Here is an 11,389-nt window from a genome sequence, read left to right on the forward strand (position 1 = left end):
ACCACATAGCAACGCGTTCTGTCTCACTATGCAATCCATTCCGGTTTGCCCACCCCTGAATATCGCGGCCATTGCAACCAGTTCACAGTCGGCAGAACGGCTGAGCAACGCACGACTCTCAGGATGTCACTACAGTTGCGACCAGTTCACACCCATGGCACTGACGAGCGAGGCGAACATCGCCACCGCCACAGCACCCCATGCCCAACGCGTCACACCATTCTTCTTCTTGCGGTATTCAAGCACAATGTTGATGCAGCCGGCCACGAATGAGATGCAGCACAGAATGAAGCCCGGCAGCGCCCACATTTTGCCGATCGAGTTGAGCACCAAACCAACCACACCAATCACGAGCACAACCAATGTCGACTTGCTGGCCCTCGGGCGCTTGGTCGCTTGAGCTTCGGCCTCACGTTGCTCTTGCTGATACGGCAATTCGCCGCGCGATTCCATTTCGCGCAACTGCTGCGCGTGAGCGCGGCGCTGCTTGTATTCGTTGGGCGTGCTCGCATTGCTCATTCTGCCCGCATTGCCGCGACGGTTCTTGTTGGCCATGGCCTCATCCCTTCTTCCGTTTGCGCTGCTTGCCATCATGCGCATCATCATGTGTATCGGCATTATCGTGACCGCCTGTTTGCATAACAACGACCATAATCAAGATCAGCGCAATGCCAAACAAATCCGTAGGCACGAACACGGTGCCCACCCACAGCACAGTCGAAATAGTAGCCACCACAGGCTCGATCGTAGACAACAACGCTGTGCGCATAGAACCGGCCCGTTCCACACCGCCCATGAACAGCCAGAACGCAAGGAACGTACCGCAGATGGCCGAATATGCAAGCATCCACCAGCCTTTGGCATCCAACTGCGGCATGGCGGCAATCGGATGCGCAAAAGGAATCAGCAGCAGGCCTGAGAGCATGAATGTGATGCCGTTGAACACGGTATTGCCCCAACGGTTAATCAACGAAATCGGAACAATAACCAAGCATGCGGCCGAGAACGCATCGGTCATACCCCATAACAATCCAGGCAACGGCATATGCAAGCTCGTGAAACTGCCGCCCGTGACCAGCAAAAATACACCGGTAAAAGCCAACGCAATGCCAATGATTTCTCGCGCATGCGGCCAACGGCGTCCGTGCACACACACGTATGCCAGCACCATCAGCAAACTGACCTGCTGCAGCACAGTGGCCGTGCCACCATTCGTCCAATGCACGGAAAACAGATAGGCCACTTGTGTCAACGTTACGCATGTCAACGTGGCGATCAGGAAATGCGGGTAATCACGCGGCGTGGTCAATGCACCTTTGAGCTGCTTGGGTTCACGCAACGCCGCCACCACCAGGAACATGGCCCCGGCCAACAGTTCACGCACACAGGCCATCCATAATGGCGTGGCATGGTACGTATCAAGCAGCACTTTGGACACCGTGCCGTTGAGACCCCACAGCGTGCCACCCACCAACGTCATCAGGCAGCCAACAAGTACACGCGACGCCCCAAATCGGCCAAACCGCTCCAGCTTCGGCGTCGCACCGGTACTCACAGCAGGCGTATGCGTCACATTCCCGGACGCCTGTGCGCGCCCGCCTTCAACAGCATCGTGCACGTCTTCCACCACGTTATGCACGCTATCTTCCATGTCTTGTGCAAAATCTTCCACGACTTCGGCCATCGCTTCGCCCGGCGCAACCATCTGGGCTTGCGCTTGGCGCTGCTGTGATGGCAACAATTCCGAAGACTCCGACCAGTTCGACACTTCAACCTCGATTCCGCACTCTCGAGGCCGATTCTATGCCACCGCTCCAACACTCGAATGATCCCCAGACACAACGAATGCCCCCGCACAACAGTACGGGGGCATCTCCGTTGATCTACTTCACTACGGACACTACGGCCGGGATCAGCGCAGGCCGGTGGCGGCTAGGATGAGCAGGAAACGCAGGCGCAGCACGCCAGCGGCGTAGCACAGGTCCGGTGTGGCTTCAAATGTTGTGCCGTCCGTCAACCGCTCAGGAGCCACAGCGCGCTTCATGATGCGTTCCGCGAGTTTGACGAGCCGGTTGAACGTGCTTTCCACGTCCGGCACCAGATCCACGAGTTCGGCGCATGTGGCCGTGGCGCACATCACAGCCGACCCCAGCAACATCAGGTCGCTCTTAAGTCGCGTTACCTGTTCGCGCCCGACTTTGCCGCCAGGGCATTCCTTCATCACAATCACGTCGCGTGCCGTGTCGGCGAACTCGAACAAATGCTTGTAGGCCTTCAGCACGGTTTCGTCACGCTGGTCAGTCTGCTGCAACGTCGGATCGGTCGCCAAATCGGCCAGATAGGCAAACACAGACGGCACTGTATGGTATTCCTGAATGTATCCCAGCGGACTGCGCGTATATGAACGCAACGCCTTGAACGCATCCTTGCTGACCTCTTCGAGCGCGCCGTCGGCCGTATCGGTCGGGAAGTTCAGTTCTTCGGCGCTGACCTTGCGGATTTCGGCAAGATCGCGCGCTTTCATGCGCTGGGAACGCTCGGGCGAATTCTGCACCTTGCTCAGCGTGGTCGCTAGGAACACGTCAGGACTGTTCTTTTGATCGCCGATTTTGTCAAGCAGCGCCGCCACTTTCGAGATTTCATCTTCATTAAACGTGGGACGTCCGGCCGCGGCGGCCGCATCGGCAGCGTCAGCAATCGTCAGGATCACCGCATACACCGACGGCGCCATGAGCTGCGCAGGCTTGCTCAGATCACCCTCAGGGAACGTCTCAAATCCCTGCTGCATTTGGTCAACCAGTTCGGTCAGCACGTGCACGGCCTGCATCACGCGCTCATGGGTCAGCCCGTCAGCCGCCCCGTCAGCAGCCCCGTCATCTGCACCATCCGCCGCAGCACCAGCCGCCTTCCCCTCAGCGTCCGTCTCGGCATCGAGCGCTTCAAACCAATCCGCATACACGCCCGCCGCCACATACAGCGTCGTCGCATACTCCTTGACAACCTTTTCAGCTGGCATCGAATCCTTGCGTTCACGCAAGCGCGCGCACTCGTCCACAACCATCGCGAGCATGTCGTCCACGTGTCCGGCCAGGTTCTCCTTGCCCGCTTCATAACCGACGACGCGCCGCATCACACCCGCGTTGACACGATCAATATCATCTGCTTGCGCGCCGTCCAGCCCGAGCCCTTGCGCCGCGTTGTTATACAGCGTCCACGCGCGCTGCATATCGTCGTCCATGTAGGCTTTCAACGCCTCGATCAGTTCCTCATCCATGATCAGTCCTTTCTTTCATCATTGATGATTTCCGCTTGCCTTCGCTTAAGGCCACTCCACCGCGCATAGCCCCGCGTCACTATTGGCATCATTCAAGCACGCTGACTTTCTCACCACTTTGCAAGAACCGCAGCATTGTCTTCAAATAAGGCGCATACACGGCATTGGGCATCGTAAAAATCGCATGGCATGCATCGAATCGATACATCACAATGTCACCGCCGGCTTGTTTGACGCGTTTGACAAACTCGTCTTCACCTTCGTTATGCACCCACACGTCATCGGACGCCTGGAACAGCAGCACAGGCACCGATATGTGCGCGCACATGCGTTCGCGCAGCACGGCTTTGCACATGCGCAACGCTTGACGCACCCACTCGTTCGAGGCCGCGCTCGGCTGATAATGCGCGTCGCGCACGCGCATGTCCTCACACCATTGCACACGCGCATGGCTTGCTCCGGGGTGGCGCGCCCAATTGATTTGTGACGAATATTCATGCTGCCCTGGAGCCTTGGCCATGCCACGGCCCAAATCGCAATTCAATCCGCACACGGCCGAAGCCAACCAGTTCGGCGCCCCTGTTTTCGGCTTAATCATTGGCGCGGAAAGGATCGCTTTGTCAACCACATACGCATAGCGCTCAAGCATGGCCGCCGTAATGCCGCCACCCATCGAATGCGCAAAAATCGCCAGGTCCTCCCCTTCGGCGTAATGCCTGCCCACGTTGTGGCAGAACTTCGCCAAATCAGCCACCCACCGATGCCAGTCGTCAATCCAGATTGTCGTATCGCCATTCGCGTTGTCATGCGGCGAATAGCCGTGCCCGCGATGCTCCATAATGCACACCGAATAACCAGCCAGCAAAAAATACCACGCCAGTTCATCAAATTTTGCAGCGAACTCCGAAAATCCATGGGCGATCACCATGGCTCCGCGGAACGTGGGGGACGCGCCCGGCACGTCCAATTTGTCAAAGCGATGCCAGTCGTAGCACACGTAATGCAACGGCTGCTTGTTCGCCAACGCACGCAACGGCGCCCCGGAATACGTGTGGTCAGCCGGCTGCATGCCGCCTTCTTCGCGGCACGCGTTGAGCGATGGCAGCACAATCTCATCCATTTGCTCCGCATACCGCGATTCATCAAGCAACGCGATCTCCACTGGCCAGCTCCCTCCCACTCACTTTACGCATTACCGCGCCGTTGCAGAAAATCACGCTGCAACGTCAACAAATTCTGCGCCACATCGGGTTCATTCGTCATATGTGTCACACCCACGAGCGGCAGGAACGTATGCGCTTTGCCGGCTTCCATGAGCGCCTGGCTCAACCGCAAGCTGTTCGCAATCGTCACGTTGTCGTCGGCGAAGCCGTGGATCAGCATGAGCCGTCCTTGCAAGTTCGGCGCGTCGGCAATGATCGAATTGCGCTCATACACGGCCGGGTCAAGTCCCAAGTACCGCTCCGTATAGTGCGTGTCATACAGCGTCCAATCCGTGGGCGGTGCGCCCGCACATGCTGAGATGAACACTTCAGGCGCTTCAAGTACAGCGGCCGCTGAAATGAATCCACCATATGACCATCCGATCATCGATACGTGGCGCAAATCAGGTTCCGGCAACCGCTCGCCGCCTTCACCGCTCTCACCGTCCGCCGCAGCCGCAGCCGCAGCCCCATCCGCATCCGCCAGCGCATCCACCGCGTCCGGCAACGCCTGCACGGCCGCAATCTGGTCATCGAGCGTAACCTGCTTCATCTGTTCATAAATCGCGCGGTCCCAGCGCGGCCCACGTCCCGTCGTGCCGCGCCCGTCAGCCGTGACGACCATGTAACCTTGGTCGGCCCACCACTGCGAATCCCAATAGTAACGCTGCGACAGCGTCACCTCCTGAAATCCCGGCCCCGCGTACGGCTTCATCAGCACCGGCAGCTGCACGGCATCAGCGTACGGGCTCGCCGCACTCGGCAGCACAATCGCCGTGTGCAGCTTGCGTTCGCCAAGCTGCACGAACCTCACGTTCGGCACGAATCCCGGCTGCGCTGCGTGGTCGGCTATGCGGTTTGATTGTGTTGATTCCTGTGATTGCACCGTGTGCACCATTTGCACCGCAGGCGACGCCATCGTGCTACCGCTCAGCACCAAGCCGTTTCCGAGCCGCTGAGCGCTCCACACGCCCGGCTCGAGCGACACGGGCGTAATCGTGCCATCAAAACCAATCGTGACCACGTCATAACTGCGCGCATCATGGTCAGCCGCCTGCGCGCTCCAAGCCGCCGGCACATCAGCGGCAAGCTCCGGCGAGCGCTGCACGACGGCAAGTACATTGTCGTTGCTCACATCAAGCACCGTGCGCACCTGCCAGCCTTGTGGCGTGAATGGCTCCCCGTTTACGGTCAGACGGTTCGTGTCGGCATCCATGTCGTTCAACGCGCACACGAGGCGTCCATCAGGCGTGCGTGTAGGCACACCGTCGATAATGTCAAGCCACTCGTCATTGTGGTGTCGCTCAACAGCCGTGGTGGCGATTGTGGCGAAGTCGAAGTCGGCATCGGCGCTGGCCGAGGAATCATTATGAGTCCAAGTCTGCACGGGCGGAACTTGCACGTCGAGCACCACGTCGTCGTGCTGCAAGCGGTTCTGCACGAGCAACAGCGGACGGTGACCCGCGCTCCAGCTCACGCGCGCCAAATATTCGTAAGCCTGCTCATCCCAGTGCACGCGGCGGGCGCCCAGCATGCGCGGCGAATCTTCATCCAAACGCACGAGCAGCAGCGAAACCTTCGCGTTGTGCGTCAACGCGCGCGGATACCGGCGCACCGCAGGCTCAGCCGACGGATCGGCAGGATTGGCCATGTACCACAACGGCTCACGCGAACTGTCGGCACGTTCCACGAGCAGTGTGCGCGAATCGGGAGCCCACCATAGGCCGGCAAAACGATGCATCTCCTCAGCGGCCGCGAACTCGGCCAAACCAACAGTGACCGTCTCACGGCGCCCGGCCGGAACGGACAACATCGCGGCTGCGTTGACGGACGCTTGCGGCTCGTCCAAAAGCACGACCACAATTGAAGCCCCCGTTGAATACGCAACGCGCGTACCATCCGGACTGATCTGAGGGCTGAGCACAGGTGAAACCGGACCGTCTTGGCCGTCAGCGAACGCGGGCTCCACACGGCGCACGTTCAGCGCGGCCGACACGCAATGACCATCGCTGTTGTCTTGCGATTGCGCAACCTCGTCGGCGAGCGCAAACGCCTCGCCCACGCTCGGCAACTCAGCCGCGAACAGCTGGCCGTCAATCGTGAACACCACGTGCTTGCCAGCCGTGTCAACGCTGTAAGCGACGATGCCGGTGGCGCGCTCGCGGGCGCGTTGGCGGCGGGCGAGCTCCTCGGCGGGCACTTGCTCGTCGGAGTCAACGAGCGTGGCCGGGTCGGCGATCAGCAGTTCCACGGGCTCGTGCGCGCCGGCAACGTCGATGGCGCTGAGCCACAACGATGTGGACGTGTTTTCGGGACCGTCGGAACGCAAGAACAGCATGCGCGAGCCGTCGCCGATCAGGCGGGCGGTGCGCGGGGCGCCACAACGGAAACTCATCGTGCGGGCGTTGAGCGCGGCGAAGTTGTCAATCGCGGCACGTTGGGCCGCAAGATCATCTACATCAACGGAATTCGACTGTGCTGTCATAAGTTTCAAGCTACACCCGGCTGCAGCCGTGAACGGCGGGTGAGGCAGGCATAACGCTCGCGATATGTGGAAATACCGATAGGAAAGGTTGTTCGGTTCGCTCGACCGCGTAGGATGGGTAAGGATATAAGAAAGGGACTACTTATGAGCGTTCTTGACCGTTTTGAAAAAAGCGTGGAAGGCGCGGTGAACGGGGTCTTCGCCAAATTCGGCAGCAAAGACCTGCAGCCCGTGGATTTGTCGAGCGCACTGGAACGTGAGATTGACAAGGAAGCGATGCCCGTGGGCCGCGACCGCACAGTAGCGCCGAATGAATACCGTTTCAAGCTCAGCACGGCTGATTTCGACCGCATCGACCAGTGGGGCTCGGAAGCGTTGGCCAACGAACTGGCAGACAACCTCACGCAGTACGCGAAAAGCCAGCACTATGCGTTCGTCGGCCCTGTCGTCGTGATTTTTGAAGAAGACCTTGATTTGACCAAAGGCAACTTCAAACTCACGTCGGAGTCGGTGCAAGGCAACGCCGTGCCTGTGACGACGGATGCGCAGACGCAGGATTGCCCTATGCTTGAGGTCAACAACAGCCAATATCTGCTGACCAAAGACAAGACAATCATCGGCCGCGGTTCCGGCTGCGACATTGTGATCGACGATCCGGGCATCTCACGCAAGCATCTGGAAATAGACATCACCGACAACGGTGTGATCGCGCGTGATCTGGGGTCCACGAACGGCACGTATGTGGAAGGCCATCAGGTTCCGGCTGCTACGCTGCTTGATGGAAACACGATCACGATTGGTCGCACCTGCATCCTCTACTGGGCGTCCTCCCAGGACCAGGACTAATCGGGCCGGGCTGCTGTTCAAGGGTGCCAAAGCTGACCACGCTGCCACAGTTGTGCAGTGCGTCGCCGAGCGTACGCAGTGACGTGGCGCGGCAGGAGATGCAGCGAGTGATCCAGCATGACGGTCGCGCTGCTCGGCGCACGCCCCCACGCGGCTGATGCGTGGTGCACCACGCATGGCACGAACGGCAACCGGTTCCCAGCCATCCAGGAGTTAAGAACCCCCATGATTACCGAACTCACGTTTGCGGCGCTCAAGTACGGATTTCTGATCCTGCTGTGGGTGTTCGTCTGGCTCGTCGTACGGTCGTTGCGCCGTGACGTCGAGACGTTCAGCCCGCGCAAATCGCGCGCGCATCGACGCAAGGACCGCGCAGCCCGCAAAGCCGCGGCCGGTCCCACGCGCTCGGCGCAGCCTATGCCTGTGGCCCCTGTGGCTGGCGTGGCTGCTGCGGGCGCTGGTGTGGCAGGTGCGGGTGCGGGCGTCGCTGCGGCTGGAGCTGCCGGGGCCGGTGTGGCCGCGAACGTGAATGCTGCACGCAGTGCGTCGAACATGGCGACGGCTGGAGCTGGCGCGGTATCGGCGCAGCGGGCGCGCGCGAGCGAACGGGTTGAAGAGCCCGTGCCGCGTACGTCTGATTTTCCTGCCGCACGCAACGCGGCTGGCGTAGCTGGCGCAGCGGGCGCAGCGGCTGGAGCGGCGAACTATGCCAGCGGTTCGGCGTACACGGGTGACGGTTCAGCTGACCTGGCTAATTTGGCGCTGTCCGTGGAACAAGCCAAAGCCAACGCGGCGATGGCGGGCGTGGACAGCGCAGCGAGCGCAGCCAATGCAGTCAATGCAGCGAGCGCGGGGCGTCATGCCGCTGCGCACCAAGGTGCCCACGCGGCGCAACCTGTGCCGGATGCCCCGGCCACCCCTTCTTCCGCACATTCCGCATATTCCGCACATTCCGCACCGGTTCCAGTCCCTCCGGTCAGCGCGGGAGCTATGGGTGCTGCAGGAGCCGCGGGCGGTTATGCTGCCGACCGCAGCGCACAGCAAGCCGCGTTCCGTCCCACGTTGCTCGTGATCATTGACGGCCCGCTGGCCGGTTCCTCCATCCCGTTGAACGACGCTCCTGTCACGTTGGGACGTGCGGCGTCGAACTCGTTGGTACTTGATGACGAATTCGTGTCTTCCCACCATGCCCGCGTATACCCGGATCCCGAAACGGGCGTCTGGGCCGTGGAAGATTTGCATAGCACGAACGGCACCGTCGTCAATCAGCAGCGCATCACTACACCCACCATCCTTGGCCCACGCGTTCCTGTACGCATCGGCGCCACAACCTTCGAACTGAGGTGAGCATGGCGCAGATTCCACCATTCCCTGATCAATCCGGTTCATCGCGGCAGTCACGCCGCATGCGTCCCGTACCGCAAATACCCAAATCAGCACGCCGTGCCGCCGATGGCGACGCCGGCGCCGAGGCCGTGCGCGCGGGTGCTGCGGCGAATGCTGGGACAAACGCTGCAGCAAACGCCACAGCAGCAAACGCTGCGCAGTCCGAGGAACAGCGCGGCATGCAAGACGTGCAAGACGCCACGCCTACGCAGCCGATTGCACAGCACGAGGCCCACGCACAGTACACCGCTGAAGAGCAGGACGCCGTGCCCACCCAGCCAATCGCTCAGCACGAATCCCAGCCCGAACCCCAGCCCGACACGGCTCTGGCTGATTCCGTACCGGAACCGCCCGAACAGCCACAGTCCCAGGCTCAGGCCCAGCTGCAGCAGACCGCACAGTCCGAATCATCCGAAACATCCGAAACATCCGAACTCACTGCCCAGCCGGCTCCCTCCACCCAGCCAGACCCGTCCACCGAGCCCGACCAGTCCCCATCCTCATCGTTGCACATGTACTCCTCCACCGTGTCCGACGTAGGCACTGTACGGTCCAACAACCAGGATTCCTCATTCGCCGGCGAATATCTTGTGGCGGTCTGCGACGGCATGGGAGGCCATGCCGGCGGCGACACGGCCTCCACGATCGCAGTGCGTTCCTTGGCCCATATCGAGCAAGCGCATGCGGAAGGTGACATCGCGCGCGCCACCCATGTCATGGCGGCGTCAGTGTTGGCGGCCCACGACGCGATTGTCGGCAAGGCCAAACGCGAACGCAAACTTGCGGGCATGGGCACCACTGTCACGGCGATTTCGCTCGTCAGCGACCACTGGATCATCACGCATATCGGCGATTCCCGCGCGTACCTGCTGCGCGGCGGCCGTCTGCTGCGCCTGACGAGCGACCATAGCTACGTGCAGCATCTGATCGACACGAAGCGCATCACTGAAGCGGAAGGCCGCAACCATCCGCAGCGCAACGTCGTGATGCGCGTGCTCGGCGATTTCGACATCGACGCTCATCCAGATGTGGCCATCCGCAAGGCGCAGGCCGGCGACCGCTTGCTGCTGTGCTCCGACGGCCTGTACGGTGTGCTCGGCGACGCGACGCTCAAAGAAACACTCGAACATTTTGCCGATCCGCAAGAATGCGCGCAGCATCTGGTCTCGATGGCCTTGCGCGCGGGTTCGACCGACAATGTGACGGCTGTCATCGCCGATGCCGTGCTGTCACTGCAGGAACCGTCAAACGACCACGAGCCGAGCCATGAGCAGATTCCGCTGGTGGGCGGTGCCGCCAGCGCTGGGCTGCTGGCCATTGCCGACATCCTGAACGCTCCCGTCGCGTCCGCCCCTCCACTTACTGAGGGCAAGTCAAGTCCGGCCCAGCGCGCGGCGGCATTGACGCAAAACGAGGATGACGAGCAGTCTGCGCACGCCGAGCAACAGCGCATCGTGCTGCCGTCTACCGTGCGCGAGAGCAACGACGAGCGTCCCGAACAAGACACGGGTGAGATTCCGGTCGTCACGAAGAGCGATGGCCGCCGCACGGCCGATCCCAACGATCCCGACGTGGCCAAGGCGATCCGCCAAGAGCAGGTTGAGCAGCGTAAGAACGACCGTTCGCGCCGCTCCCGTCACCGTATTATCGCGGCCGTCGTCGCGTTCCTGATTGTGGCCGCTGCCGCGGTGAGCGCATGGTTTGCGTATTCGTGGACGCAACGCCAGTATTATTTGGCCCCGAACAACGGCAAGGTGGCCATCTGGCAGGGCGTGCCGACGAACCTGTTCGGCATCGGCCTGTCCCATCCTGTTGAGACGACGAATCTTGAGGTGGCCCAGCTGCCGAGCGAGTGGCAGGACCGTCTCGACTCTGGCATCACGGTGAACTCCTACAGTGATGCCGTCGAGCACGCTCAGCTGATTGAGAACCAGCTGCACGACTGGCAGGCCCAGCAGAAGAAAGATTCGGCTTCTAAGGGTTCCGGTTCCGCTGATTCGCGCGGTTCTTCCGGCTCGCAAGAGGGCTCCAAAGACAACTCGGGGAACGCTTCCAAAGACGACTCCAAGAGTTCCGATTCGAAAGACCCCTCGGCCGAAGAATCCTCCGCGTCTCCGTCCCCCAGCTCGTCCGGCACCTCGCCCGCCGGCTCCTCAAGTTCCAAGAGCCCGTCGCCCACTCCCGCCGCGTTCAAAG

6 protein-coding genes and 2 pseudogenes are annotated in these 11,389 nt (G+C 61.0%); 3 read left to right on the plus strand and 5 right to left on the minus strand.

The window, feature by feature from the left end:
* Positions 1 to 129: 129 nt before the first annotated feature.
* From BGLCM_RS00390 to BGLCM_RS00410, 5 genes are all read right to left on the minus strand, one after another.
* Positions 130 to 555, minus strand: coding sequence for a hypothetical protein (locus tag BGLCM_RS00390; protein WP_006295559.1), 426 nt, complete (start codon positions 553 to 555; stop codon positions 130 to 132).
* Positions 556 to 559: 4 nt separating this feature from the next.
* Positions 560 to 1,768 (minus strand): DMT family transporter, encoded by a 1,209-nt coding sequence (locus BGLCM_RS00395; protein WP_238548600.1) that lies wholly within the window; start codon positions 1,766 to 1,768, stop codon positions 560 to 562.
* Positions 1,769 to 1,912: 144 nt separating this feature from the next.
* Positions 1,913 to 3,274 carry a hypothetical protein gene (locus tag BGLCM_RS00400; RefSeq protein ID WP_006295561.1) on the minus strand — a complete coding sequence of 454 codons (1,362 nt, stop codon included), beginning with the start codon at positions 3,272 to 3,274 and terminating at the stop codon, positions 1,913 to 1,915.
* Between the two features lie 88 nt (positions 3,275 to 3,362).
* On the minus strand, positions 3,363 to 4,436 hold the full coding sequence (locus BGLCM_RS00405) for an alpha/beta fold hydrolase (RefSeq protein WP_006295562.1): 1,074 nt from the start codon (positions 4,434 to 4,436) through the stop codon (positions 3,363 to 3,365).
* A 23-nt stretch (positions 4,437 to 4,459) separates the two neighbouring features.
* Complete coding sequence (locus tag BGLCM_RS00410; protein ID WP_006295563.1) at positions 4,460 to 6,961, minus strand: prolyl oligopeptidase family serine peptidase; 2,502 nt, start codon at positions 6,959 to 6,961, stop codon at positions 4,460 to 4,462.
* A gap of 144 nt (positions 6,962 to 7,105) precedes the next feature.
* Between BGLCM_RS00410 and BGLCM_RS00415 the strand changes: the two genes are divergently transcribed.
* From BGLCM_RS00415 to BGLCM_RS00430, 3 genes and pseudogenes are all read left to right on the plus strand, one after another.
* Complete coding sequence (locus tag BGLCM_RS00415; RefSeq protein WP_044084338.1) at positions 7,106 to 7,807, plus strand: FhaA domain-containing protein; 702 nt, start codon at positions 7,106 to 7,108, stop codon at positions 7,805 to 7,807.
* A 951-nt stretch (positions 7,808 to 8,758) separates the two neighbouring features.
* Positions 8,759 to 9,154, plus strand: a pseudogene (locus BGLCM_RS08590) (FHA domain-containing protein FhaB/FipA); the annotation flags it as partial.
* A gap of 551 nt (positions 9,155 to 9,705) precedes the next feature.
* Positions 9,706 to 11,277 (plus strand): annotated as a pseudogene (locus BGLCM_RS00430) (PP2C family protein-serine/threonine phosphatase); the annotation flags it as partial.
* Positions 11,278 to 11,389: the final 112 nt, after the last annotated feature.

The sequence above is a fragment of the Bifidobacterium gallicum DSM 20093 = LMG 11596 genome, from assembly GCF_000741205.1.
GTDB lineage: Bacteria > Actinomycetota > Actinomycetes > Actinomycetales > Bifidobacteriaceae > Bifidobacterium > Bifidobacterium gallicum.